The sequence below is a fragment of the Streptomyces sp. NPDC127119 genome, from assembly GCF_042677425.1.
GTDB lineage: Bacteria > Actinomycetota > Actinomycetes > Streptomycetales > Streptomycetaceae > Streptomyces.
On record NZ_JBHXTO010000140.1, the window covers coordinates 1 to 24,822 of the forward strand.

Here is a 24,822-nt window from a genome sequence, read left to right on the forward strand (position 1 = left end):
CACCGCCACTTCTGCGCCCGGCCCCCCCCCCCCACCGGGGGGGCGCGGGGAACTGCGCGGGCAACCCCCACCGGGCCGCGGCCGACGGACGGACGCCAGCCGCCCCGCCCCGCCCCGTCAGTGCTACTTGGCCAGCCACGCCCTCCACGTGCGTTCATGGCCCCGTACCCACTTCCTCGCCGCCTCCTCCGGGGACAGTTTCTGGTCCGCGATCAGGAGGGAGACCTCGTTCTGGTCCTCGGTCGTCCACTTGAACTTCTTCAGGAACGCGGCGGCCCCGCCGTCGGACTTCGCGAAGTCCGCGTTGAGGTACTTGCGGAGCGGCGTGTGCGGATACGCGCAGGCGACCGCCTCCGGCTCCGCGTCGCAGCCCTCCTTGTACGCGGGCAGCTTCACCTCGGTCATCGGCACCTTCTTGAAGAGCCACTGCGGCGAGTACCAGTACGTGAGAAACGGCTTCTTCTCCTTGGCGAACTGCCGCATCTGCGTGATCTGCGCCGCCTCCGAACCGGCGAACACCACCTGGAAGTCGAGGTCCAGGTTCTTCACCAGCGCCTTGTCGTTCGTGACGTAGGAGGGTGAGCCGTCGAGCAACTGCCCCTTGCCGCCGCTCTCTGCGGTGCGCAACCGGTCGGCGTACTTGTTGAGGTTCTTCCAGTTCGTCACGTCGGGGTGCTGCTTCGCGAAGTACGTCGGTACGAACCAGCCGATGTGCCCGGTGACGCCGAGGCCGCCGCCGTCCACGATCGTCTTCTTGTCCTCGACGTACCGCTGTTCCTGCTCGGGGTGGCCCCAGTCCTCCAGGATCGCGTCGACGCGGCCCTGGCTGAGCGCGTCCCACGCGGGCACCTCGTCGACCTGGACGGTGTCGACGCGATAGCCCAGTTCGTGCTCCAGCAGGTACTGCGCGACGGCCACGTTGGCCTGCGCGCCGACCCAGGACTGCGTGGAGAGGGTCACGGTCTTCGCGCCCTGCGCGTTGGCGAAGGGCGAGGACTGCTTGGTCATGTCGGCGGCTCCGCAGCCGGTCGTCAGCACCAGCAAGGAGCAGCCGACCGCGAGCGCACCGGTCGTACGTGTCACACGTGTACGCATCTCAGGCTCCCTTCTTCGTACGGCGCCGCGTCGGTTGCGTGACCCGGTCGAGCATCAGGCCGAGGCAGACGATCGCCGCGCCGGCCACCAGACCCGTGGCCAGGTCGCCCTGGGCGAGCCCGAACACGACGTCGTAACCGAGCGCGCCACCGCCGACCAGACCGCCGATGATGACGACGGCGAGGACGAGGACGACGCCCTGGTTCACGGCGAGCAGCAGGGCGGGGCGGGCCAGCGGCAGTTGGACCTGGCGCAGTTGCTGCCAGCCGGTCGCGCCCATGGAGCGCGAGGACTCCATGGCCGCCGGGTCCACGGTGCGCAGGCCCTGGGTGGTGATGCGGACGACGGCGGGCAGCGCGTAGACGACCGCGGCGGCGACCGCGGGGGCACGGCCGACGCCGAAGAGCGCCACGACGGGTATGAGGTAGACGAACTGCGGCATGGTCTGGAAGACGTCCAGGACGGGGCGCAGGAGGCGTTCGCAGCGTTCGCTGCGGGCCGCCGCGACGGCCGTGCCGAAGCCGAGGACCAGCGTGACCGCGACCGCCGCGAGAACTTGCGAGAGCGTGTCGAGGGACGGCTGCCACACACCGAGCACACCGATCGCGGCCATCGCGAGGACTGCGGTGAGCGCGGTGCGCCAGGTGCCGATCAGCCAGGCGAGCGCGGCGACGGTCAGCAGGACCGCCCACCAGGGCAGCCACTGCAGGCCGTCGCGCACCGGGTTCAGGACGCCGGTGGTGAAGTGGGCCGCCCAGTCGGCGGTGCCGCCCACGTAGGGGACGCCGGAGTAGAGGTGGTCGGTCATCCAGTCGACGGCGCGGTTCACCGGCTCGGCGATGTTCACGATCCAGGTCTCGGGCCAGTCGAGCCGGCCGGCCAGGCGTCCGGCGACCGCGACGGCCAGTGCGGCGACGGCGGCGAGGACCCAGCCGGTCCGGCCGGTCCGGCCCGTCCAGCGGGAGCCGGTCCCTTCGGACCCCTCCCCCGTCGAAGCCGCCGATCCCTCCGCTCCCGCCGCTCCCGTCACCCGGTCCAGGACGACCGCGAGCAGCACGATCGGGATGCCGGCGGCGAGCGCGGCGCCCACGTCGACCGAGGCGAGTGCCTGGTAGACGCGGTCGCCGAGGCCGCCCGCGCCGATGACGGACGCGATGACGGCCATGGAAAGGGCCATCATGATGGTCTGGTTGAGGCCGAGCAGGAGTTCCTTGCGGGCGAGCGGCAGCCGGGCCGTGAACAGCCGCTGCCGCGCGGTGGTGCCCAGTGACTCGACGGCCTCCATCACGCCGGCGTCGGCGCCGCGCAGCCCGAGCGCGGTGAGGCGGGCCATGGGCGGGGCCGCGTACACGACGGTGGCGAGCACCGCGGCCGGGACGCCGATGCCGAAGACGAGGACGACCGGCAGGAGGTACGCGAAGGCCGGGAGCACCTGCATGGTGTCGAGGACGGGCCGCAGTGCGCGGTACGTACGGTCGGAGAGTCCGGCGGCGAGGCCCAGCAGCGCGCCCAGGGCGACGGACGCGAGGACCGCGACCACCATGAGCGCGAGGGTCTGCATGGTGGGCACCCACATACCGAGCAGCCCGCAGGTCAGGACCGCGGCGGCCGTGCCGAGCGCGAGCCGCACCCCGGCGACCCGCCAGGCGACCAGTGCCGCCGCGGCCGTGACGCCCGCCCAGCCCGCGGCGAGCAGGACGAGGTAGACGGCGCGTACGGCGAGGACGACCGCGTTCGAGACGTGCCCGAAGAAGTAGAGGAACAGCGGGTGGCTGTCGCGGTTGTCGATGATCCAGGTGCTGGCCCTGCCGAGGGGTTCGGTGAGGTCGACGGTGAGGGCGCCCGGCCAACTGCCGCTCGCCCAGCGGGAGTCGGCCAGCGGTACGAGGACGGCCGCGGCGACGGCGAGCAGGACGAGCTTGCCGACGGCCGGGCGCCGGAGAAAGCCGAGGAAGCCGGGCAGGGCCGTACGGGGAGCGTGCGCGGTGGCCGTGGCCATCAGGCCACCCCTTCGCGAGCCGACCCGAAGGACCCGGCGGACCCGGAGGCCCCGGAGGCCCCGGACGCATCAGCGGACCCGGCCGACCCGGTCGACCCGACCGACCCGGTGGATCCGACCGACCGGGTGGCCGTCCCCGCCACCACCTCCAGCAGCGCGTCCGAGTCCACGACTCCGAGGCAGCGTCCCTGGTCCACCACGCGGGCGGTCTGTCCCGAGCGGGCGACCGCCTCGATGGCCTGCGAGACCGTGGCCTCCGGCGACAGGGCCGGCCCCTCGCCCGCCTCCTGCGCCGACGCGGCCCGCATGGCCCTGCGGACCGTCATGACCTGCTCGCGCGGCACGTCCCGGACGAACTCCCGTACGTAGTCGTCGGCGGGCGAGCCCACGATCTCCTCGGGCGTGCCCAACTGGACGATGCGGCCGTCGCGCATGAGGGCGATCCGGTCGCCCAGGCGCAGCGCCTCGTTCAGGTCGTGCGTGATGAACACCATCGTGCGGCCCTCCTCGCCGTGCAACCGGATCACCTCCTCCTGCATGTCTCGTCGGATCATCGGATCGAGAGCACTGAACGGCTCGTCGAAGAGCAGGACCTCGGGATCCACCGCCAGCGCCCGCGCGAGTCCGACGCGCTGCTGCTGGCCGCCGGACAGCTGACCGGGCCGCCGCTGCTCCATGCCTTCGAGGCCGACCTTGGCGACGACCTCCTGCGCCTTCGCCCGCCGCTCGCGCTTCGGCACCCCCTGGACCTCAAGCCCGTACGCGACGTTGTCGAGCACGGATCGGTGCGGGAGCAGGCCGAAGTGCTGGAAGACCATCGCGGCACGGTGGCGGCGCAGTGCGCGCAGCCGCGCCCTGTCCATGGCCCGCACGTCCTCGCCGTCGATGGCGATCGTGCCGGCGGTCGGCTCGATGAGCCGGGTCAGACAGCGGACGAGGGTGGACTTGCCCGAGCCGGACAGGCCCATGACGACGAAGACCTCGCCCTTGCGCACATCGAAGCTCACGTCCCGGACGGCGGCCGTGCAGCCGGTACGGGAGCGGAGTTCGGCGGCGGAGAGGGCGGCCAGTTCGGGGTCGGCGGGGACCCGGTCCGCCTTGGGGCCGAAGACCTTCCACAGGCCGTCCACGGAGAAGACGGGCTCGGCACCCTTGATGTCCTCGGCACCCGCGCGCTCGGCGGCGGCTTCCTGAACAGTGGTCGTCGTACTCATCACGCACCGCCTCCCAGCAGGTCCACGCACTTCTCGCCGACCATGAGGACCCCGATCATCGGGTTCACGGCGGGCATGGTCGGAAAGACGGACGCGTCGGCGATCCGGAGGCCGTCGAGGCCGCGGACCCGCAACTCGGGGTCCACGACGGCGAGCCGGTCGTCCGCCGCGCCCATCCGGCAGGTGCCCGCCGGGTGGTACACGGTGTGGGCGACCTTGCGCGCGTACGCGCTCAGTTCCTCGTCACCGGTGACGTCGGGGCCGGGGCACACCTCGCGGGTGAGCCAGTGCGCGAGCGGTTCGGTCTTCGCGATCTCGCGGGCGATCCTGATGCCGTCGACGAGGGTGCGGCCGTCGTAGTCGTCCTCGTCCGTGAAGTAGCGGAAGTCGAGGGCGGGCTTCTCGGCCGGGTCGGCGCTGGTCAGATACAGCCGGCCGCGACTGCGCGGCTTGGGGATGTTCGGGGTCATCGAGACGCCGTGCTCGGGGCGTTCGTAGCCGAGGCGCTCCGGATTGTCCGTGAACGGGATCTGGTAGAAGTGGAACATCAGGTCGGGGCCCGCCCGTTCGGGGTCCCGCCGTACGAACAGACCCGCGTCGGAGTCCATCGCGGAGTTCTCGGGGATCGGCCCGTCGGTCTCCCAGACGATCACCGACTCGGGGTGGTCGAGCAGGTTCTCGCCGACACCCGGCAGGTCGTGGACCACGGGTATGCCGAGCTTTTCGAGGTCCTCGCGCGGCCCGACGCCGGAGTGCAGCAGCAGCCGGGGCGAGTCGACGGCGCCGGCGCACAGCAGGACCTCACGACGGGCCCGTACGAGGAGTCCGTCGCCGTCCTTCGTCGTCACCCGGACCCCGCGGGCCCGGGTGCCGTCCAGCTCCAGCTGGTGCGCCCAGGTCTCCAGGTACAGGTGGAGGTTGGGGCGCTCGTCCATGAAGGGGTGCAGATACGCGACGGACGCGCTGGAGCGCTTGTTGGTCTCCGGGTGGTACGCGAGGTCGAAGAAGCCGACGCCCTCGGTGAACGGCTTCTTGTTGAAGCCCTCCACGCGGGGCACGCCGAGCGTCGACTGCGCCGCGTCCACGAAGTCGCGGGCGATGGCGTTCCGGTCCTTCTCGTCGACCGGGACGATGTTGTTGCGCAGGCGCGGGAAGTACGCCTCCATCGGGACCGAACCCCAGCCCTCGGCGCCCGCCGCCTCCCACTCGTCCCAGTCGGACGGCAGCGGCTTGAACGCGATGAGGGTGTTGTGCGAGGAGCAGCCGCCGAGGACGCGGGCGCGGCTGTGCCGGATGTGCGAGTTGCCGCGCGGCTGCTCGGTCGTCGGGTAGTCGTAGTCGAGCTCCCCGCCGAGCAGGCCCATCCAGCGGCGCAGGGTCAGGACGTCGTCCCGGTCCACGTCACTGGGGCCGCCCTCGATGACGGCGACGGTGACCTCGGGGTTCTCGGTGAGCCGGGAGGCGATGACGGATCCCGCGGTACCGCCGCCGATGACGACGTAGTCGTACGTGTGCTCGGGCTCGTGCTCGGGCTCATACGTGTGCGTGTACGTGCTGTCGGGCTCGCGCTTGTTTTCGGGCATGCGGTGGCGCTCCAGGGGGCCTTGTGAGGTGGGGGGCGGCGTGAGGGCCGTTTGAAGGGGTGCCGGGTGTCAGCCCGCGAACCAGCGGACCGGCTTCGGGGCGAGGTTCTGGTACACGTGCTTCGTCTCGCGGTACTCGGCGAGGCCCGCGGGGCCCAGCTCGCGGCCGACGCCGCTCTTGCCGAAGCCGCCCCACTCCGCCTGCGGAAGGTAGGGGTGGAAGTCGTTGATCCAGACGGTGCCGTGCCGCAGCCGGCCGGCCACGCGCCGGGCGCGCCCCGCGTCGGCGGTCCAGACGCCTCCCGCGAGTCCGTACTCCGTGTCGTTGGCGAGCGCCACGGCCTCGTCCTCCGTACGGAAGGTCTCGACCGTCAGGACGGGCCCGAAGACCTCTTCCCGTACGACGCGCATCTCGCGGTGGCACTGGTCGAGGACGGTCGGCTCGTAGAAGTAGCCGGTCGCGGGGAGCCGGTCGGACGGGTCGGGGCGGGCGCCGCCGGTCCGCAGCACCGCGCCCTCCGCCAGGGCGGCGGCCACGTACCCCTCGGTCTTCTCGCGCTGTTCGGCGGAGACGAGCGGGCCGCACTCGACGCCGTCCTCGGTACCGCGGCCGAGCCGGATCAGCCCGGCGCGGCGCACCAGTTCGGTGACGAACCGGTCGCGCACCGACTCCTCGATGATCAGGCGGGAGCCCGCCGAGCAGACCTGGCCGCTGTGGATGAACGCGGCGTTCAGGGCCTGGTCGACGGCGGTGTCGAAGCCCTCCTCGGTGGCGCAGGAGTCGGCGAAGACGACGTTGGGGTTCTTGCCGCCGAGTTCGAGGGCGACCTTCTTCACCGTGAGGGCGGCGGCCTGCGCGACCTTCGTACCGCTGGCGAGTCCGCCGGTGAAGGAGACGAGGTCGACGCCGGGGTGCTCGGCGAGCCGGGCGCCGACGCTGTGCCCGGGGCCGGTGACGAGGTTGGCCACTCCGGCGGGCAGCCCGGCCTCCACCAGCAGCCCGATGAGGGCGACGGTGGTCAGCGGGGTGATCTCGCTGGGCTTGAGGACGAAGGTGTTGCCCGCGGCGAGGGCCGGGGCGACCTTCCAGCTGGCCTGCAGCAGCGGGTAGTTCCAGGGCGTGATCATCGCGCAGACGCCGACGGGCTCGTGCACGACGACGCTGTGGATGTCGTCCGAGCCGGCGTCGACGACCCGGCCGCCGCCCTCGCCGACGACGAGATCGGCGAAGTACCGGAAGGCGTCGGCGACGCAGTCGATGTCGACCCGCCCCTCCTCCAGCGTCTTGCCCGCGTCCCGGCTCTCCAGGAGCCCGAGCTTCTCGCGGTCGCGGACGAGGAGGTCGGCGACGCGGCGCAGGAGGGCGGCCCGCTCGGCGACGGGTGTGCGGGGCCACTCCCCGTGGTCGAAGGCGCGCCGGGCGGCCTCGACGGCGGCGTCCGTGTCCGGCACCCCGCCCTCGGCGACCTCGGCGAACGGCTTCGCGTCCGCCGGGTCGAGGATGTCCCGTACGGCTCCCGAGGCGGCGGCACGCCACTCGCCGTCCACATGAATCGTCTGCTGCGCCTGGTGTCCCGACATGATCCGGTGCTGCCTTCCGTTCCTGTTCCGTGCCCGTCACTCTCGGGGCCGGGAGCACCTGCCCCTCGGCCCCGATGTCATGCGCACCCCGCCGCCGAAGTGCGCGGGGTCACTGACAAGCCGCCCGAAACATGGACACCCCGACGACTCTTTGACTAAAGTCAAAGATTATGGAGTCGGTATCGGCATCAGTCCCCGGACCCGGGGTGTCCGCGGCGCACGTGACGGTCCTGCGTCGCTTCAACCGCTACTTCACGCGCCGGATCGGGGTGCTCGACGACCACTACCTCGGGCAGGACCGACCCCTCGGCGAGGCACGGCTGCTGTACGAGATCGGAGCGGGCGCGTCCCTGCGGGAGCTGCGGACCCGGCTCGGTCTGGACGCCGGATACCTGAGCCGGATGGTGCGCGCGCTGGAGAAGCAGGGGCTCGTACGGGTCACCGTGCACCCCGCGGACAGCAGACTGCGCCTCGCGGAGCCGACCCCGGCCGGACGATCCGAACTGGCGGAGCAGAACCGCCGCGCGGACGACCTCGCCGAGGGGCTGCTGCGCGGGCTCACCGAGACCCAGCGGGACCGGCTGACCGAGGCGGTCGCGGCCACCGAACGGCTGCTGCGGCTGGCCGCGATCACGGTACGGCCCGTCGACGCGGCCTCGCCCGACGCACGCGCCTGCCTCGCCGGTTACGCCGCCGAACTCGACGAACGCTTCCCCGAGGGGTACGCCGCCACCGACCTCGTACCCCCCGAGCGGATCGCCGCGCTCCTCGTCGCGTACGAGGAGGAACGTGCCGTCGGCTGCGGGGCGCTGTGCGCGCTCGACGCGGGGACGGCCGAGATCCGGCATCTGTGGGTACGTCCGGAAGCACGCGGGCTGGGCCTGGGGCGGCGGCTGCTCACCGAACTGGAGGGGGCCGCCGCCGGGCGCGGACACCGGACCGTACGCCTGGACACGCACAGGGTCCTCAAGGAGGCGGCGGCGATGTACCGGACCGGCGGGTACACCGAGATCCCGGCGTACGGCGACAACCCGCACGCCGGGTACTGGTTCGAGAAGCCGCTCACGACCGCCGGCGAGGGGCCGTGAACGCACCGATCCCCGGGCGGGCGCCCGGGGATCGGTGGTGAAACGGCTCAGAGGATGAGCGGGCCTAGATGAGGCCGAGGGCGCGGACCGCCTCGCGCTCCTCCGTCAGTTCCTGCACCGACGCGTCGATACGCGCGCGGGAGAACTCGTTGATGTCGAGGCCCTGGACGATCTCGTACGAGCCGTCCTTCGTGGTGACGGGGAAGGAGGAGATGAGGCCCTCCGGAACGCCGTACGAACCGTCGGACGGGATGCCCATGGAGGTCCAGTCGCCGTCCGCCGTGCCGTTGACCCACGTGTGGACGTGGTCGATGGCGGCGTTCGCGGCCGACGCGGCGGACGAGGCGCCACGGGCCTCGATGATGGCCGCGCCGCGCTTGGCGACGGTCGGGATGAACTCCTCGGCCAGCCACTTCTCGTCGTTCACGGTCTCGGCGGCGTTCTTGCCGGCGATCGTGGCGTGGAAGATGTCGGGGTACTGGGTGGCGGAGTGGTTGCCCCAGATGGTGAGGCGCTGGATGTCCGCGACCGTGGAGCCGGTCTTCTTCGCGAGCTGCGTCAGCGCGCGGTTGTGGTCCAGGCGGGTCATCGCGGTGAAGCGCTCCGCCGGTACGTCCGGGGCGGCGGCCTGGGCGATGAGGGCGTTGGTGTTGGCCGGGTTGCCGACGACGAGGATCTTCACGTCGTCCGCGGCGTTGTCGTTGATGGCCTTGCCCTGGGGCTTGAAGATGCCGCCGTTGGCCTCCAGGAGGTCACCGCGCTCCATGCCCTTGGTACGGGGGCGGGCGCCGACGAGCAGACCGACGTTCGTGCCGTCGAAGGCGACGTTCGGGTCGTCGGTGATGTCGATGCCCTGAAGAAGCGGGAAGGCGCAGTCGTCGAGCTCCATGGCGGTGCCCTCGGCGGCCTTCAGCGCCGGCGTGATCTCCAGCAGACGCAGCTTGACCGGCACGTCCGCGCCGAGCAGCTGGCCGGAGGCGATGCGGAAGAGCAGGGCGTAACCGATCTGGCCGGCCGCGCCGGTGACGGTGACGTTCACGGGAGTGCGGGTCATGGCGTTCTCCGTATGGCAGCTGACGGTGGGGCGTCCCTGCCCCGGGGTGCGGGATCCCGACCCTGGCGGCGCGATGATCGATCACCGGTGTCGATGATCGATCTCTCGGCGTCAAGAGAGATCCAGCGGTCAGGCTATCGCGCATCCGGGATCCCGGACGGCCGGGGCCCTGTGGGGCGCCCCACAGGGCCGTGCCCGGCGGGTTGGCGTGGCCGTCTGGGCTGCGCCCGGCGGGGCTGGTGCGTTGTCGGCTGCGCCCGGCAGGGCTGATGCGTTGCGGGCTGCGCCCGGCAGGGCTGGTGCGTTGTCGGGTGCGGGGCGGTGGGGGCTGGTGCGTTGTCGGCTGCGCCCCTTAAAAGCAAAAGACTGCGCCGTTCCCCGCGCCCCTGGAGGGGTAGGTGGCGGTCGTTGAACCGGGAGAGTGGGTCAACGGCCGCCACCAGGTGGGGGTGCCGGTCGGCAGCTCGGGGGCTGCCATCCTGCCGAAAACACTCCGGACTCCCGTGGGGGTACGGTCCGCCTGCCCCGAAGGACGTCCGCCATTCCTCCCTCACGCCAACGGGCTCCCGACTCAAGGGAGTCGGGCGCCCGTCCGGGTCGCGTGCGGTGACGCGACCGGCTACTTCGTGCAGCCCTCCACGCCCGACGCGAGCGTCGCGCAGGCCTTCGCCCCTGTGGCGCTCTTCACCGCGACCATCGGGGTGTAGGCGTCGGTGTCCGTCTCGACCTCGGCGGTCTGCGCGGCAGCCGAGCCGGCCGATATCCGGACCGTGTCCCCCGCCCCGGCCGCGGTGATACGGGCCCAGGCGGCACCGCACGTCTCGCTGTACCGGACCTCGACCTGCGCGGTGCCGACGACGGCCTTCTCCACGGTCTGCGCCAGCGTCCCGCCGCAGCCCATGTTCTCCGGGTCCTTGCCCGCGCAGTCCGTGCCGTTGCACTCGACCCCGGCAGGCAGCTTCTTGCTCACCGTCGGGCTCGGGCTCGGTTTGGCCTCGTTCTTGCCCTCGTCACCGCCGGAACTCGTGAGGTACACGGCCGCGGCCACCACCACGAGCGCGCCCACGACTCCGGCGAGGAACATGGTGAGCCGCCGCTTGCGCCGCTGCCCGTCGGGCGAACCGCCGGTTCCCGGCCGCGCGTCCTGCGGCGGCCCCCCGGCCGGACCGCCGGCCCGCGCGGGACCGGCCGAGCCGGACGGCCCGTACGCTCCCGCCGGACCGTAACCGGAGACACCGGACGATCCCGGGGGCGAGGCGACGACTCCCCAACCGCCACCTCGCGCATCCGCGCCGGTCCTCGCGCCCGCACCCTCGGCGCCGCCGGCCCCGTACGACGGCCTGCGCTCGTCCCCCTGCTCCGGGCTCTGCGGGGGCACGGTGGGTGACACCCCGGCCGGCCCCGCGATACCCGGCTTGGGCGCGGTCGCGCTTCCCCCGGCACGCGCCTGCTTCCCGCTCTTTCCCCCCTTGGCCGGAGTCGGCCCGAACTCCCCCAGCGCGGCGCGCGCCTGGGAGATCCGGATCGCCTCCATGGTCATGTCGTGGCGCATCTCCGAACGGCTCCAGGCGCGCTCGGCAAGCTCCCACATGGTCGTCAGATGGACGGGATTGGTCCCGGTCACCTCGGCCAACGCCACGATCGCGCCCTTGGGCGCGAGCAGGCGGCCGTTCAGATACCGCTCCCAGGACGTCTTGCTGTATCCCGTGCGGTCGGCCACGGCGGCGATACTCAGCCCACCGCGGTCGACCAGTCGGCGCAACTGACTGGCGAACTCCCTTACCTGCGGATCGAGTTCATCCGGCAAGGGCCTCCAACGAGGCATTGGTACCCCCCTCTTCCCCCCGGTACGTGCTGGTCTTTTCCCGCGTGTGAAGCCCCTGCCGAGTCCCCGTTCCGGCTACCCACAGGGATGCGTTCGGTCAGGATCTCAGTTCCCGGGATGGGGGCGCACGGGAGCATTCGGGCCTGTGGGCATGCACCGTCGCATGCCCCCTGGTCTGCGGTCCAGTGTCCCACCGACTTGCCTCCCGGCTGACGAGCCGGCCGGGCCGCCGGGCAGGGACGTGCGCGGCGTCGTGCGTCACTCGCGGTTTCAGGGGGATCACACGCACACCAGGGGCAGATCGGATCGTCGACCGCTCGCCTCCGTCACGATGAGGCGACGGCCGCGGTCGGTCCGCCAGGCTATCGACGGAAACGGTGGCGCGTACGGCGTCCTGGGCGACCGGTACCGGCGAGGACACGTTTTGCGCGCCCCGCGCGCGGGAGGTGCCGGAACGGTCACCGCCCTGCCACAGGCGACTGACAGGTATTGAACGGCCATTGGCACGTCCATGACCCTGGATTGCAGGCGGCGCCCCTCCGTACTTCGGGGGAACGGACGGGCGCCGCCGCTTCAAGCGCCCCGAAGCCGAACGCCCCGCAGGGGCGCGGGGACCTACGCTCTCGGCCACGGCGGACCGGCGGATGCCCACGCCGCTCGACCCCGAAGGCACCGAGCGGAGCGCACCTGCCTACGTCCTGATCGTGAAGTGCAGCGTGTCGTCCAGGAACGGAAGCTCCAGCCAGGGATTCGGCTGCGCCATCATCGCGAGCAGGGCGATGGTCGCCCCCAGGACGCCGTACGTGACGAGGTCCGTGAACCGGGAGCGGACGGCGAGCATGCCCACGTCGGGCAGCACCCAGCGCATGGCGGCACCCACGAGCAGGGCGACGCCGATCAGCAGGGTCCCCGCCTTGAACGCGTCGAGCGCGGTCAGCAGCAGTCCGAGCCCGACCAGGCCGGTGACCGCGAGGATCGGCCACTGCCGTGCGGGCGCGGGCGCGTCACGGGGGGCCGCCCTGCCGCCGCCCTCGGGCCGCGCGGTGTCCCGGGTGAACAGGGGGAACCGCCGCGTGGCCCGCCGGGGCTCCCCGTCGGGCCCGGGCGCACTGACGGCGTCACTGACGGTCAGCTCATCGTCCTGAGCGGCTCCGGCCGCCGCTTCCGAAGCCGAGCCGACTGTCGCGTCCGCCCCGGCTCCCGCATCCGGCCCCGAGGCCGAGTCCGGCGCCGAGTCCGGCGCCGCAGCCGTTTCCGAGGCCGAACCGGCGGCCAGGGCCGGTTCCGGGTTCGGGGCCGGGCCGGAGGCTGCGGCTGCGGCTGATGCCGAGGCCGGTCCCGCAGCCGGGGCCGATCCCGGGCCCGCAGCCGAGGTCGGGCCGGAGGCCGAGGGTGACGCCGAGGCCGAGCCGGCGGCCAGGGCCGGTTCCGGGTCCGGGTCCGGGCCGGAGGCTGCGGTTGCGGCTGCGGCTGATGCCGAGGTCGGTCCCGCAGCCGGGGCTGAGCCCAGGTCCGAAGCCGGGCTCGGCGCCGGAGCCGGGCCGGATCCCGGTTGAACGGTGTCCTTCCGAGCCGGGCCTCCGTCATCGGCCGGAGCCGACTTCACGGCCGTGGCCGGAGCCGTCGTCGTCGCCTGAGCCGGGGCCGGCGTCGTCACCGGAGACGGGCTCGGCGTCGGCGCGTCGCCCGCCCCCCGGGCATCGTTCTTCGCCGGGCTCACAGCCCCCTCCTCCGCCGGGATCGCCGGCTCGCGGTCAGACGGCACTGCGTTCCGCCGCCTCGACCACGTTGACGAGGAGCTGGGCGCGGGTCATCGGGCCCACTCCGCCCGGGTTCGGCGAGATCCACGCGGCGACCTCGGCCACCCCGGGGTGGACGTCGCCCACGATCTTGCCCTCGGCGTTGCGGGAGACGCCGACGTCGAGGACGGCCGCCCCCGGCTTGACGTCCTCGGGGCGGATCAGGTGCGCGGACCCCGCCGCGGCCACGATGATGTCGGCCTGCCGCAGATGCGCGGCCAGATCACGCGTACCGGTGTGGCACTGCGTGACCGTCGCGTTCTCCGAGCGCCGCGTGAGCAGCAGCGGCATCGACCGGCCGATGGTCACACCGCGGCCGACGACCACGACCTCGGCGCCCTTGATCTCCACTCCGTACTGCCTGAGCAGGGTGAGGACGCCGTTCGGGGTGCAGGGCAGCGGGGCCGGCTCGTTCAGGACGAGACGGCCGAGGTTCATCGGGTGGAGCCCGTCGGCGTCCTTGTCCGGGTCCATCAGTTCGAGGATGCGGTTCTCGTCGATGCCCTTGGGGAGCGGCAGCTGGACGATGTACCCGGTGCAGGCCGGGTCCTCGTTGAGTTCGCGGACGACCGCCTCGATCTCCTCCTGCGTGGCGGTCGCGGGCAGTTCACGCTGGATGGAGGCGATACCGACCTGCGCGCAGTCGCGGTGCTTGCCCGCGACGTACTTCTGGCTGCCGGGGTCCTCACCGACCAGGACGGTCCCGAGTCCGGGCGTGATGCCCCTCTCCTTCAGGGCCGCCACGCGGACGGTCAGATCGGACTTGATCGCGGCTGCGGTGGCCTTGCCATCGAGAATCTGGGCGGTCATGGGCCCATCCTCGCGGATGACGGGGCCCCGGTTCCAATCCGGCCCCCCACCCACGGCCCCGGGCCTCCCCCGACACCCCTCCCGGCCTTGTCGCTGTCCCGCTTCGCCCCATGATCGACGAGGTTGCACTTGCACAACGCAGCCGGTATCCGGCTGGACAAATAAGTGACGCGTTAAGGACGATGAATGACACAGTGCCGCGGACAGTACCGGGGGGACGAACCGCATCTGTAGAACTTTCCTCCGAAATGTGCCGCGTCGTCCCCGCACTTGACGCAACGACGGAGGAAAGACGCCATGAGTTTCGGCGATCCGAACAACCCCTACGGCCCGCCTCCCCAGGGCCAGCAGCCCGGATATCCGCCGCAGCAGCCCCAGGGGCAGCCCGGCTACCCGCCCCAGGGCCAGCCCGGTTACGGCTACCCGCAGGGCGCCCCGCAGCAGCAGCCCGGCTATGGCTACGGCTATCCGCAGCAGCCGGCGTATCCCGGTTACCCGGGCGGGAACCACATACCGATGGAGATGCCGGGTCTGATGAAGACCGCGCGCGTCCTGCTGTTCATCCTGGCGGGCCTGCAGATCCTGTTCGGGATCATCGCCGGCATAGCGGTCGGCGCCGCGCAGGACGCGTCGAACGGCTTCGGCAGCGGTGACGACACCGACACCCTCGCGGGCCTGGGCTTCGTGCTCGCGGCGTTCCTGGTCGGCATCGGCGCCCTGTCGATCTTCCTGGGCGTGAAGTTCAAGAACGGCGGCACCGGCATCCGCGTCACGACGATCGTGTACGCGTCGCTGATGATCCTCGGCGGTCTCGGCAACACCGTGCAGGGCGGCGGCGGTTCCGTCACCTTCGGCGGGATCATCTCTCTGGCCATCGCCGGCATCATCCTCGCCTCGATGGTGAACGGCGCCGCCACCGCCTGGTTCAAGCGCCCGCGGTACTGACCTCGGGAAACGGCTCGTGCACGTCGTACACGCGCCGTTCACACGCCAAGGGCCGTGTTCCGCCTCGTGAAGGGGAACACGGCCCTGGCGCGTACCGGGGTCCTGCCGGAGTCCTGCCGGAGTTCTAGTGGAAGAAGTGGCGCGTCCCCGTGAAGTACATGGTGACGCCCGCCTTCTTGGCCGCCTCGACGACCAGTTCGTCGCGGACCGAACCGCCCGGCTGGACCACTGCCTTGACGCCGGCCGCGGTCAGGATCTCCAGGCCGTCGGGGAACGGGAAGAAGGCGTCCGAGGCGGCGAAGGAGCCCCGGGCCCGCTCGGCGCCCGCGCGCTCGACGGCGAGCTTGGCGGAGTCGACGCGGTTGACCTGGCCCATGCCGACGCCGACGGAGGCGCCGTCCTTGGCGAGGAGGATCGCGTTCGACTTGACGGCCCGGCAGGCGCGCCAGGCGAAGGCCAGCTCGTCCAGCTCGCCCTGGGAGAGGGCGTCGCCGGTCGCGAGCGTCCAGGAGGACGGGTCGTCGCCGTCGGCCTGGAGACGGTCGGTGACCTGAAGGAGCCGGCCGCCGTCGATCTGCTTGACCTCGACCTGCGCGGACGGACCCTGGTGGGCGCGCAGCACGCGGATGTTCTTCTTCTTGGCGAGGGCCTCCAGCGCGCCGTCCTCGTACTCGGGCGCGACGATGACCTCGGTGAAGATCTCCGCGACCTGCTCCGCCATCTCCTTGGAGACGGGACGGTTGACGGCGATGACGCCACCGAACGCGGAGAGCGGGTCGCAGGCGTGCGCCTTGCGGTGCGCCTCGGCGACGTTGGCGCCGATCGCGATGCCGCACGGGTTGGCGTGCTTGATGATCGCGACGCACGGGTCGTCGTGGTCGTACGCGGCACGGCGCGCGGCGTCCGTGTCCGTGTAGTTGTTGAAGGACATCTCCTTGCCGTGCAGCTGCTCGGCGTCGGCCAGACCGCCCGTCCCGTCGACGTACAGCGCGGCGCCCTGGTGCGGGTTCTCCCCGTAGCGCAGGGTGTTGCGCTTCTCGAAGGTCGAGCCGATGAAATCGGGGAAGCCCGAGTCGTCGGCGGGCGCGTACTCGCTCGCGAACCAGGAGGCGACGGTGACGTCGTACGCGGCGGTGTGCTGGAAGGCCTCGGCGGCGAGCCGCTTGCGGGCGCGCAGGTCGAAGCCGCCGTCGCGGACCGCGGACAGCACGTCGGCGTACCGCTCGGGGCTGGTGACCACGGAGACGGACGGGTGGTTCTTGGCGGCGGCGCGGACCATCGAGGGGCCGCCGATGTCGATCTGCTCGACGCACTCGTCGGGGCCGGCGCCCGAGGCGACGGTCTCCCGGAACGGGTAGAGGTTCACGACGACCAGCTGGAACGGCTCGACGCCCAGCTCGCCGAGCTGCTCCCGGTGGGATTCGAGCCGCAGGTCGGCGAGGATGCCCGCGTGCACGCGCGGGTGCAGCGTCTTGACCCGGCCGTCCAGGCACTCGGGGAAGCCGGTGAGCTCCTCGACCTTGGTGACGGGAACCCCGGCGGCGGCGATCTTCGCGGCGGTGGAACCGGTGGAGACCAGCTCCACGCCTGCCGCGTGCAGGCCAAGGGCGAGCTCTTCGAGTCCGGTCTTGTCGTAGACGCTGACGAGCGCGCGCCGGATGACCCGCTTGCTGCCCTCGGCCGTGTCTGTGCTGCCGGCGCTGCCTGCGCTGCCTGTGCTCTCGGCGGTCACTGGATAACTACCTTTCGTCCCTCGATGCGATAGCCGTTGCGGGCGAGCCGCCCCACGACATCGACGAGCAGCCTTCGCTCGACTTCCTTGATGCGCTCATGGAGAGCGGACCCATCGTCTTCGTAGTCCTCGTTGCGGACCTCGACCACGCCCTGGGCGATGATCGGGCCGGTGTCGACGCCGTCGTCGACGAAGTGGACGGTGCACCCGGTGACCTTCGCGCCGTAGGCGAGGGCGTCACGGACGCCGTGCGCCCCCGGGAAGCTGGGTAGCAGGGCGGGGTGGGTGTTCACGCACCGGCCGCCGAAGCGGGCCAGGAACTCCTTGCCCACGATCTTCATGAACCCGGCCGAGACGACGAGATCCGGGGCGTACGCGGCGGTGGCCTCGGCCAGTGCCGCGTCCCACTCGTCACGGGTCCCGTAGTCCTTCACCCGGTGGACGAAGGTCGGCAGCCCGGCACGCTCGGCGCGCTCAAGCCCCGCGATGTTCTCGCGGTCCGCGCCGACCGCGACGATCTCGGCTCCGTAGCCGGCGACTCCCTGCGACGCGATCGCGTCGAGGAGGGCCTGCAGATTCGTACCTGATCCGGAGACCAGCACGACGAGGCGCTTGGCCTTGGCCACGGCGGGGCCCTTTCTCGGGGAGTGCCTTTGTATGGTCGTACGAATGCTTCGCGCCCCCGGATACGGGGAAGTCTACGAAGCGGCCGACCGCCAGCAACGATACCGGCACACCGGGCGGCCCCCACGGGACGGGGGCGTGGCCGGAAGGTAGCGTCTGGGGAGGAACCACCCCGGGAAGACGGTCCGCGCAGGGGAACGCCTTTTGCGCACGGGACGTTGACCAGGGAGAGGTACAGGTACGAATGTCCGGGAAGTGAGCCCCCGGAGGCGTAGCCGACTCTGTGGACAGTTGCCCGCCGATCACCAGCGCCGATCACCACCGCCCGACACCACCAAGGGGAAGACGCACACCTGATGCCGGACCGAAGTCTCCGACGCCTTCCGCTCCTGCTGCGCGAGCGGCGCTCCTCTCCCACTCCACCGCGGGAGAGCGACGACGTGCCCGAGAGCGGGCAGGGCTCCGGCACGCAGGGAAACCCCTCGGACGACAACCCCTTCGCCCCGCCGCCGGAGGGCACCCCCGACCGGCCGTGGCAGCCGCGGCGGCCCGCGGGCGGCCAGGGTCAGGACGGCAGGGGCGGCCAGGAGGACGACAGCTCCCCCTGGGGCAGCCAGTGGAGCGACCGGCAGCCGGGCCCCGCACAGGGCGGCCGTTTCGGTGACAGGCCGGGCTCCGGCAACTCGGGCGGCCCCGGTGGCGGCCAGGGCGGCCCGGAGGGCTCCGGCGGACCCGGCGCGGGCATGCGCTGGGACCCGACCGACCCCGCGCAGCGGCGCGCACGGTACGCGCTGCTGTCCGGCATGTGGGCGTTCTTCTTCGCCCTCTTCAGCTGGCCGTACGTGGCGTTGCTGCTCGGCGCGCTGGCCCTGTACTGGTCGATCAGCGCCCTGCGCGCCAAGCCCCGCTCGGCGGACCCGGACACCCCGGCGCCGTCCGGCCGGGACTCGAAGCCCCAGACCACCGCGGCGATCAGCGGCCTCGTCACGGCGTCCCTGGCGCTCGCGCTGGTCGCGATGACGTTCACGGCGCAGCTCGTGTACCGCGACTACTACACGTGTGTGAACGACTCCCTCACCAACACGGCGAAGAAGTCCTGCGACACGCTGCTGCCGGACCAGCTGCAGGGGTTCCTGGGCACCAGCGACTGACCCTGGTGCGGATGCCCCCGCTCGTCAGTCCGGGGGGTCGACCCGGTCGACGGGGGCGGACGCCTTCTTCAGCGCCGCCCAGCGGGTCTCGCGCGAGACCTCGTCGTGCCAGTCGTCCTGCCAGAGGGAACCGTAGGAGTCGGAGGGCGGCAGGAAGTCGTACGGCGCGAAGTCGGGGTCGGGGGCCGTGCGACTGCCGGTGGCCGTGCGGGGGTCCGTCTCCGCCCGCCGTCCGGGACGGAACCGCGAGAACCAGCGGGTTCGCGAGGGCGGCTCCGGTTCGGCGGAGCCGGAGGGGCCTCGGAGCGAGGCCTTGGACGAGAGCCCGGCCCGGGGTCCTGCCGGAGGCACGGGCGAGGCCGACGGGTTCTGCGACGTCCGGGCGGGCGGTGCTTGGGCCGGCGGCGCCTGGGTGGGTGCCCCTTGGCCCGACGGCGCCTGCGCCAACGGCTCGTGCGCCGAGGACTCGGGGGTCGAGGACTCCGGGGTGGCAGACCCGTTCTCCGGGGACGCCGGGTTCGGGGACCCGTCCATGGGGGACACCGGACGCGGAGCCACCGGGTCCGCAGAAGCGTCCAGCGGGGACGCCGGGCTGGAAGACCCCTTCACCTGTGTCGCCGGAGGCGGCGGAGGCTCGTGGACCAGGAACTCGTAGATCGAGTGCTCCCCGGTCGCCCGCTTCCCGGCCGGCTGTTCCTGGGGCGCCTGCCCGTCGGCGGACCGCTCGGGGTCCCGTGCGCGCCGAGCCCAGAGGCCCCGTACGCCGAGGCCCCGTCCCCCCAGCCCTCGTACGCGGAAACCCCTCACCCCGCGCGCCCAACCCCGCACGCCACCCGGGTCCGCGGAACGGACGCGAGGGGTCCGGGGCCTGCGCAGGCGCCAGGAGCGCAGGGCCAGGCCCGTCGGCAGGGCCACCGCCGCGATCCAGAGCGCGGCGGCCGGACCCGTCTGCCACCAGACCGGGCCGAAGTCGGCGAGCGCGGCGACTCCGAGGGGGCCGCCCGCCAGGGCTGCGAGGACCGCGAGGGCCAGGCCGCACAGGGCCGCCGCGAGCGCCAGGGCCCCGGAGGTACGTCCGGCCGACCAGGCCGCCGCGCCCCGGGCGGCTGCCGAGGCCGCGTCCTCTCGCCCGCCCGCACGCGTGCGGGCGGGCACTCCCGCCCCGACCGTGAACCACGCCACCACCACGCCGGCCACCAGGGGCACGGCTCCCGCCGACCAGTTGGGCGCTGTCCCCTGGCCCGCGTCCGGAAGGGCCGCCAGCAGGGGGAAGGGGGGCAGCCGCGAGCCGGGGTCCGACAGCAACGGGCCCGCCGCATGACCGGCCCCGAGCGCGAACCCGGGGCCGAGCGCGTACGCGGCCCCCCACACCGCCGCGTTCGGAATGAGCGCCAGCGCCAGCAGCAGCACCGCGAACCGGCCCGACCAGCTGTCCGTGAGCTGCAGGAACGACAGCCGCGCCGGACCCCCGTGCCACACCAGCGAGACACCGACGAGGACGACCCCGCCGCCCACCAGCACCGCGGCCCCGGCGGCGGCGGCGCGTACGGCGGCCAGGAGCCGCGGTCCGGCGTCCGGAGACGCGACGGACCCGAGGCGCAGGGTGTCGAGAGCGTGCCGCACGGCCGGTGGCAGCGGCCCGAGCGGTCGCCCGTACGCCGTCCAGACGCCCGCTCCCGCCGCGGTCACCGCGAGCAGCGGCGGCCACAGGACGACCGACGTCCACGACGGGCTCGGTTCGCCGCCCGAGGCGTACACCGCGGCGGCGGCGCCGACCGTCAGATAGCCCACGACGGTTCCGGCCCACGCGGCCCGGACGGCGGGCGACGGCGCCCCGGACTCGTCGCCGTCGGCCGTCTTGCCGTCCGCCGCGTCGCGCGCCGCGCGGTGCAGCAGCCACACGGGCAGGGCGACGAGGAGCAGGGGAGTCACACCAATGGGTGCGGGTACGCCGGACAGCGTGTCCGTGCGGACGAGTTCCGCGCCGTGCGCCAGCAGCCACAGCGCGGCGGCGACGTGCAGGGCCCCGTCGGGGCCGCTGTCCGGGTAGGGCGAACTGATCCACAGGACCGTCACGAGGACGGCGAGCGCCGCCAGCCCAAGGCCCGCCGCGAGCGCGCCGCCGGCCAGGCCCGCGGCCAGGCCGGGCGACCGTTCGCCCAGCCGGGCGAGCGGCGGCGGCAACGACGGGCTGCGGTCCGGCCTGTGATCGGGGCTGCGATCGGTCATCTGGGTCACACCCGCCATGCTCCCAACGACACGCGCTTTCCCGTCGTAACAGGCGAACCTCGGATGTGTCGCTCAATATATGTTTTATGTACTTTTACGTACGAAAGGGCGCCCGGTGACGCAGACCGCTGCCCCCACCGACGCCGATACGGATACGGATACCGATACCGAGACCGGCGGCACCGACACCGACGGCGCCGCCACCGACCTGACGCCCGCTCAGGCCTTCGACGCCCTCTACGCGTACGCCGCCCCCGCCCTCGTACGGCAGGCGTATCTGCTCACCGGGCGGCGTGAGCTGGCGCGGGAGTCCGTGGAGCGGGCCTTCCAGCTGGCGTGGCAGCGCTGGCCCGAGGTGGCGGTCGACCGGGATCCGGCGGGCTGGGTGCGGGCGGCGGCGTACGAGTACGCGATGTCCCCCTGGCATCGGCTGCGGCTGCGCCACCGGTCCCCGGAGCCGCCGCCGTCCGCCCTGGACGACCGCCGGCTGTTGTCGACACTGCTGAATCTGCCGCCCGTGTACCGGCGGACCCTGCTCCTCTACGACGGTGTCGGCATCGGGCTGGCGGAGACCGCGGCCGAGACGGAGGCGAGCACTCCGGCGGCGGCGAACCGGCTGCTGTACGCGCGCGCGACCGTCGCCCGGCGCCTGCCCGAACTGGCGGAGAAGGAGGAGCTGCGGCGGCGGCTCGCCGAGCTGGGCGGCACGGAACGGCTGCGGACCGCCCCGAAGCCCGTCGTCGTGCGCTCCGGCAGCGAGCGCCGGGCCCGCCGCTGGACCCGCGCGGCCATCGCCTTCACGGTCCTGATCATCGGCTCCACCGCGTTCACGCTGCACACGGCCCCGGATCACTACGAGGCTCCGCAGGCCCCGGCCACGAAGGTGCCCGGCGTTCCGCCGCGTTCCGGCCCTGGCCCCCTGTCGGAGGAGGACCTGGAGCTGCGCGCCACACTGCGCGGCATGTTCGGCAAGGGGCCGGAGAGACTCGTCCCGCAACTCCGCTGAGAAGCCGCCCGGCAACGCGGACGGGCCCGCACCCCCGGTGAGGGTGCGGGCCCGTCGGCGTACCGACAAACAGGGAACCGGCCGGTCAGCCGGCGAGGATGGCGCGGGCCAGCTTCGCCGTCTCGGTCGGCGTCTTGCCGACCTTGACACCGGCGGCCTCAAGGGCCTCCTTCTTGGCGGCGGCCGTGCCGGAGGAGCCGGAGACGATGGCGCCGGCGTGGCCCATGGTCTTGCCCTCGGGCGCGGTGAAGCCCGCGACGTAGCCGACGACCGGCTTCGTCACGTTCTTCGCGATGTAGTCCGCCGCACGCTCCTCGGCGTCGCCGCCGATCTCACCGATCATGACGATCAGGTCGGTGTCGGGGTCGGCCTCGAACGCGGCGAGCGCGTCGATGTGCGTCGTACCGATGACCGGGTCGCCACCGATGCCGACGGCCGACGAGAAGCCGATGTCACGGAGCTCGTACATCATCTGGTACGTCAGCGTGCCGGACTTCGAGACCAGGCCGATCCGGCCCGGCTTCGTGATGTCGCCCGGGATGATGCCGGCGTTGGACTGGCCCGGGGTGATGAGACCGGGGCAGTTCGGGCCGATGATGCGGGTCTTGTTGCCCTTCGACTTCGCGTACGCCCAGAAGGCGGCGGAGTCGTGGACGGCGATGCCCTCGGTGATGACGACCGCGAGGGGGATCTCGGCGTCGATGGCCTCGACGACGGCGGCCTTGGAGAAGGCCGGCGGCACGAAGAGGACGGACACGTTGGCGCCCGTCTTCTCGATGGCCTCGGCGACCGTGCCGAAGACGGGGATGTCGGTGCCGTCGAAGTCGACCGACGTGCCGGCCTTGCGCGGGTTCACGCCGCCGACGATGTTCGTGCCGTCAGCGAGCATGAGCTTGGTGTGCTTCATGCCCGTGGCGCCGGTCATGCCCTGGACGATGACCTTGCTGTCCTTGTTGAGGAAGATAGCCATGGCTGTTCTGTCCCTCGTCCCTTACTTCGCGGCCGCGAGCTCGGCGGCCTTGTCGGCCGCGCCGTCCATGGTGTCCACGCGCTGCACCAGCGGGTGGTTGGCGTCGGAGAGGATCTTGCGACCCAGCTCGGCGTTGTTGCCGTCGAGACGCACGACCAGCGGCTTGCTGACCTCGTCGCCCTTGTCGGCGAGCAGCTGCAGCGCCTGGACGATGCCGTTGGCGACCTCGTCACAGGCGGTGATGCCACCGAAGACGTTGACGAAGACGGACTTGACGTCCGGGTCGCCGAGGATGATCTCCAGGCCGTTCGCCATGACCGCGGCGGAGGCGCCGCCGCCGATGTCGAGGAAGTTGGCCGGCTTCACGCCGCCGTGGTTCTCACCGGCGTACGCGACGACGTCGAGGGTGCTCATGACGAGACCCGCGCCGTTGCCGATGATGCCGACCTCACCGTCGAGCTTGACGTAGTTGAGGTTCTTCTCCTTGGCGGCGGCCTCCAGCGGGTTGGCCGACTCCTTGTCCTCAAGAGCGGCGTGGTCCGCCTGGCGGAACTCGGCGTTCTCGTCCAGGGAGACCTTCCCGTCCAGCGCCAGCACGGCGCCGGAGGCGACCTTGGCGAGGGGGTTGACCTCCAGGAGGAGGGCGTCCTCCGCGACGAAGGTCTCCCACAGGGTCACGAGGATCTCGGCGACCTGCTCGGCCACCTCGGCCGGGAACTTCGCCAGAGCCACGATCTCGCGGGCCTTCTCGATCGAAACGCCCTCGACGGCGTCGACCGGGACCTTCGCGAGGGCCTCGGGGGTCTTCTCCGCGACCTCCTCGATGTCCATGCCGCCCTGTACGGACGCCATGGCGAGGAAGGTGCGGTTCGTGCGGTCGAGGAGGTACGAGACGTAGTACTCCTCAAGAATCTCCGGGGCCGTCTCGGCGATCATCACCTTGTGGACCGTGTGGCCCTTGATGTCCATGCCGAGAATGTCCGTCGCGCGAGCGACGGCCTCGTCCGGGGTGGCGGCCAGCTTCACGCCGCCGGCCTTGCCGCGGCCACCGACCTTGACCTGCGCCTTGACGACGGACTTGCCGCCAAGTCGCTCGGTCGCCGCGCGCGCCCCTTCAGGCGTGTCGATGACTTCACCGGCCAGCACCGGTACACCGTGCTTGGCGAAGAGGTCCCTCGCCTGGTACTCGAACAGGTCCACGCGCGTCCGTCCCTATCAGGTAATTCGCGGTTCGTTGTCTGCGTGGGCGTGCCGCGAGGGCAACGTGACTGCGCGGTCACAAGGAGGGCGTGAGCACGGTGGCCGACACGCGGCATGTCCGTCTCGCAGGTTATCTCCGCCGACCGTGGGGTCGTAAATCGCAGATCACACCTGGGCGGTGATTACGGTCACAGATTGCCAGAGTAAAGGGCCTCACCAGGCTGGGGTTTGCCTGGTGAGGCCCCGCGAACAGCCCCTGAATCCGGCCTCAGGGGCGTGAGCCGGCGGTCCTCACCCCAATGAGGAACGCCGGCCCGCACCGCGGGGTCGTGCCCGGACGGACCGAACGGATTTCGGCCGTACGGGCCTGCGCCCAGCGGAGTCGGATGCGGCTCGGAAGCCGTTTGGAGGGGTGCCGTACGGTCGGCCGCCTCGCTCGGCCGTACGACGGGGGTGGTCAGAGGCCGTACGCGGACCCGCCCCGGCCGGGCGTCAGCCGGCCCGGCGTGCCGGACCCGGCCACGCCCTGGACGCCACCGACCGCGTTCGCGGCCTGCGTGACGGCGGCGGACCCGACGGCTCCGGTCAGCCGGTGGGCGAAGGACCCGGCCCGTCCGGCCGCGCCGCGCACGAACGGCCGGATGTCGCCCGTCACGCCGCACGCGAGTGCCGGCGGGGAAGGCCGGCTCCAGGGCCTGTCTGACGATTCCCGTCGTCACCCGGAGGGCGGCCGGGCGGCGTCAGGTGCGTGCTCTGGGCCCCCGGCCGGAGGCTGGAGGAGCGTGCATGACGTCGCCCGGCAGACGGGAATGGTCAGACAGGCCCTAGGTCCTGTCGTCAAATTCCCGACGTCCGCCCGGAGGGCGGGCCGGGCGGCGTCTGGTGCGTGCTCTCGGTGTGCCGGGCGGAAGCCCTCG

General features: G+C 72.3%; 19 protein-coding genes. 4 read left to right on the forward strand and 15 right to left on the reverse strand.

Annotated features, from left to right (window positions below; genetic code table 11):
* Window positions 1–123 precede the first annotated feature (123 nt).
* The 5 genes from ACFVH5_RS36425 to ACFVH5_RS36445 all read right to left on the reverse strand — a co-directional run bounded on the left by ACFVH5_RS36425 (window position 124) and on the right by ACFVH5_RS36445 (window position 7,472).
* On the reverse strand, window positions 124–1,095 hold the full coding sequence (locus ACFVH5_RS36425) for an ABC transporter substrate-binding protein (protein WP_385837975.1): 972 nt from the start codon (window positions 1,093–1,095) through the stop codon (window positions 124–126).
* A gap of 1 nt (window position 1,096) precedes the next feature.
* Window positions 1,097–3,094: an ABC transporter permease gene (locus ACFVH5_RS36430; protein ID WP_385837976.1), complete on the reverse strand. Its 1,998-nt coding sequence runs from the start codon at window positions 3,092–3,094 to the stop codon at window positions 1,097–1,099.
* Window positions 3,094–4,308 carry a glycine betaine/L-proline ABC transporter ATP-binding protein gene (locus tag ACFVH5_RS36435; protein ID WP_385837977.1) on the reverse strand — a complete coding sequence of 405 codons (1,215 nt, stop codon included), beginning with the start codon at window positions 4,306–4,308 and terminating at the stop codon, window positions 3,094–3,096. The genes ACFVH5_RS36430 and ACFVH5_RS36435 overlap by 1 nt, the downstream gene beginning before the upstream one ends.
* Window positions 4,308–5,891, reverse strand: a complete 1,584-nt coding sequence (locus ACFVH5_RS36440) for a GMC family oxidoreductase (protein WP_385837979.1) — start codon at window positions 5,889–5,891, stop codon at window positions 4,308–4,310. Before ACFVH5_RS36440 ends, ACFVH5_RS36435 begins: the two co-directional genes overlap by 1 nt.
* A 69-nt stretch (window positions 5,892–5,960) precedes the next feature.
* Entirely contained in the window at window positions 5,961–7,472 is a 1,512-nt protein-coding gene (locus ACFVH5_RS36445) for an aldehyde dehydrogenase family protein (protein ID WP_385837980.1), read from the reverse strand.
* A 170-nt stretch (window positions 7,473–7,642) separates the two neighbouring features.
* On the opposite strand from ACFVH5_RS36445, the gene ACFVH5_RS36450 reads away from it, so the two are divergent.
* Window positions 7,643–8,560: a GNAT family N-acetyltransferase gene (locus ACFVH5_RS36450; RefSeq protein ID WP_385837981.1), complete on the forward strand. Its 918-nt coding sequence runs from the start codon at window positions 7,643–7,645 to the stop codon at window positions 8,558–8,560.
* 64 nt (window positions 8,561–8,624) lie between these two features.
* Here the strand turns inward: ACFVH5_RS36450 and ACFVH5_RS36455 are convergent, their stop codons facing one another.
* The 4 genes from ACFVH5_RS36455 to ACFVH5_RS36470 form a co-directional block, all read right to left on the reverse strand.
* On the reverse strand, window positions 8,625–9,614 hold the full coding sequence (locus ACFVH5_RS36455) for a malate dehydrogenase (RefSeq protein WP_384800353.1): 990 nt from the start codon (window positions 9,612–9,614) through the stop codon (window positions 8,625–8,627).
* Window positions 9,615–10,233: 619 nt separating this feature from the next.
* Complete coding sequence (locus ACFVH5_RS36460; protein ID WP_385837982.1) at window positions 10,234–11,439, reverse strand: DUF2690 domain-containing protein; 1,206 nt, start codon at window positions 11,437–11,439, stop codon at window positions 10,234–10,236.
* Between the two features lie 691 nt (window positions 11,440–12,130).
* The gene (locus ACFVH5_RS36465; RefSeq protein ID WP_385837990.1) at window positions 12,131–12,715 is read right to left on the reverse strand and encodes a DUF3017 domain-containing protein; all 585 of its coding nucleotides are present in this window, start codon (window positions 12,713–12,715) and stop codon (window positions 12,131–12,133) included.
* 478 nt (window positions 12,716–13,193) lie between these two features.
* Entirely contained in the window at window positions 13,194–14,048 is an 855-nt protein-coding gene (locus ACFVH5_RS36470; RefSeq protein WP_385837983.1) for a bifunctional methylenetetrahydrofolate dehydrogenase/methenyltetrahydrofolate cyclohydrolase, read from the reverse strand.
* A gap of 297 nt (window positions 14,049–14,345) precedes the next feature.
* On the opposite strand from ACFVH5_RS36470, the gene ACFVH5_RS36475 reads away from it, so the two are divergent.
* Window positions 14,346–14,993 carry a hypothetical protein gene (locus ACFVH5_RS36475; protein WP_384800362.1) on the forward strand — a complete coding sequence of 216 codons (648 nt, stop codon included), beginning with the start codon at window positions 14,346–14,348 and terminating at the stop codon, window positions 14,991–14,993.
* A gap of 124 nt (window positions 14,994–15,117) precedes the next feature.
* Here ACFVH5_RS36475 and purH read toward each other — a convergent pair whose 3' ends face one another.
* Both purH and purN read right to left on the reverse strand, forming a co-directional pair.
* Window positions 15,118–16,725, reverse strand: coding sequence for a bifunctional phosphoribosylaminoimidazolecarboxamide formyltransferase/IMP cyclohydrolase (gene purH / locus ACFVH5_RS36480; protein WP_385837984.1), 1,608 nt, complete (start codon window positions 16,723–16,725; stop codon window positions 15,118–15,120).
* On the reverse strand, window positions 16,722–17,351 hold the full coding sequence (gene purN / locus ACFVH5_RS36485; RefSeq protein ID WP_384800368.1) for a phosphoribosylglycinamide formyltransferase: 630 nt from the start codon (window positions 17,349–17,351) through the stop codon (window positions 16,722–16,724). Before purN ends, purH begins: the two co-directional genes overlap by 4 nt.
* Before the next feature lie 354 nt (window positions 17,352–17,705).
* On the opposite strand from purN, the gene ACFVH5_RS36490 reads away from it, so the two are divergent.
* A complete protein-coding gene (locus ACFVH5_RS36490; RefSeq protein ID WP_385837985.1) occupies window positions 17,706–18,500 on the forward strand; it encodes a hypothetical protein in 795 nt (264 codons plus the stop codon).
* 24 nt (window positions 18,501–18,524) lie between these two features.
* Here ACFVH5_RS36490 and ACFVH5_RS36495 read toward each other — a convergent pair whose 3' ends face one another.
* Window positions 18,525–20,729 carry a DUF6350 family protein gene (locus ACFVH5_RS36495; RefSeq protein WP_385837986.1) on the reverse strand — a complete coding sequence of 735 codons (2,205 nt, stop codon included), beginning with the start codon at window positions 20,727–20,729 and terminating at the stop codon, window positions 18,525–18,527.
* Between the two features lie 115 nt (window positions 20,730–20,844).
* Here ACFVH5_RS36495 and ACFVH5_RS36500 point away from each other — a divergent pair, with 115 nt between their 5' ends.
* Window positions 20,845–21,735 carry an RNA polymerase subunit sigma-70 gene (locus ACFVH5_RS36500; protein WP_385837987.1) on the forward strand — a complete coding sequence of 297 codons (891 nt, stop codon included), beginning with the start codon at window positions 20,845–20,847 and terminating at the stop codon, window positions 21,733–21,735.
* A gap of 85 nt (window positions 21,736–21,820) precedes the next feature.
* Here the strand turns inward: ACFVH5_RS36500 and sucD are convergent, their stop codons facing one another.
* From sucD to ACFVH5_RS36515, 3 genes are all read right to left on the reverse strand, one after another.
* Window positions 21,821–22,705: a succinate--CoA ligase subunit alpha gene (gene sucD, locus ACFVH5_RS36505; RefSeq protein ID WP_107015729.1), complete on the reverse strand. Its 885-nt coding sequence runs from the start codon at window positions 22,703–22,705 to the stop codon at window positions 21,821–21,823.
* A 21-nt stretch (window positions 22,706–22,726) separates the two neighbouring features.
* Window positions 22,727–23,905 (reverse strand): ADP-forming succinate--CoA ligase subunit beta, encoded by a 1,179-nt coding sequence (sucC, locus tag ACFVH5_RS36510; protein WP_385837988.1) that lies wholly within the window; start codon window positions 23,903–23,905, stop codon window positions 22,727–22,729.
* Between the two features lie 457 nt (window positions 23,906–24,362).
* Window positions 24,363–24,560 (reverse strand): hypothetical protein, encoded by a 198-nt coding sequence (locus tag ACFVH5_RS36515; protein WP_385837989.1) that lies wholly within the window; start codon window positions 24,558–24,560, stop codon window positions 24,363–24,365.
* Window positions 24,561–24,822 lie beyond the last annotated feature (262 nt).

What these genes read in the sequence shown, in the direction of transcription:
- ACFVH5_RS36425 (WP_385837975.1), bottom strand. Translation starts at nt 1,095, where the DNA reads ATGCGTACACGTGTGACACGTACGACCGGTGCGCTCGCGGTCGGCTGC.
- ACFVH5_RS36430 (WP_385837976.1), bottom strand. Translation starts at nt 3,094, where the DNA reads ATGGCCACGGCCACCGCGCACGCTCCCCGTACGGCCCTGCCCGGCTTC.
- ACFVH5_RS36435 (WP_385837977.1), bottom strand. Translation starts at nt 4,308, where the DNA reads ATGAGTACGACGACCACTGTTCAGGAAGCCGCCGCCGAGCGCGCGGGT.
- ACFVH5_RS36440 (WP_385837979.1), bottom strand. Translation starts at nt 5,891, where the DNA reads ATGCCCGAAAACAAGCGCGAGCCCGACAGCACGTACACGCACACGTAT.
- ACFVH5_RS36445 (WP_385837980.1), bottom strand. Translation starts at nt 7,472, where the DNA reads ATGTCGGGACACCAGGCGCAGCAGACGATTCATGTGGACGGCGAGTGG.
- ACFVH5_RS36450 (WP_385837981.1), top strand. Translation starts at nt 7,643, where the DNA reads ATGGAGTCGGTATCGGCATCAGTCCCCGGACCCGGGGTGTCCGCGGCG.
- ACFVH5_RS36455 (WP_384800353.1), bottom strand. Translation starts at nt 9,614, where the DNA reads ATGACCCGCACTCCCGTGAACGTCACCGTCACCGGCGCGGCCGGCCAG.
- ACFVH5_RS36460 (WP_385837982.1), bottom strand. Translation starts at nt 11,439, where the DNA reads ATGCCTCGTTGGAGGCCCTTGCCGGATGAACTCGATCCGCAGGTAAGG.
- ACFVH5_RS36470 (WP_385837983.1), bottom strand. Translation starts at nt 14,048, where the DNA reads ATGACCGCCCAGATTCTCGATGGCAAGGCCACCGCAGCCGCGATCAAG.
- ACFVH5_RS36475 (WP_384800362.1), top strand. Translation starts at nt 14,346, where the DNA reads ATGAGTTTCGGCGATCCGAACAACCCCTACGGCCCGCCTCCCCAGGGC.
- ACFVH5_RS36490 (WP_385837985.1), top strand. Translation starts at nt 17,706, where the DNA reads ATGCCGGACCGAAGTCTCCGACGCCTTCCGCTCCTGCTGCGCGAGCGG.
- ACFVH5_RS36495 (WP_385837986.1), bottom strand. Translation starts at nt 20,729, where the DNA reads ATGACCGATCGCAGCCCCGATCACAGGCCGGACCGCAGCCCGTCGTTG.
- sucD (WP_107015729.1), bottom strand. Translation starts at nt 22,705, where the DNA reads ATGGCTATCTTCCTCAACAAGGACAGCAAGGTCATCGTCCAGGGCATG.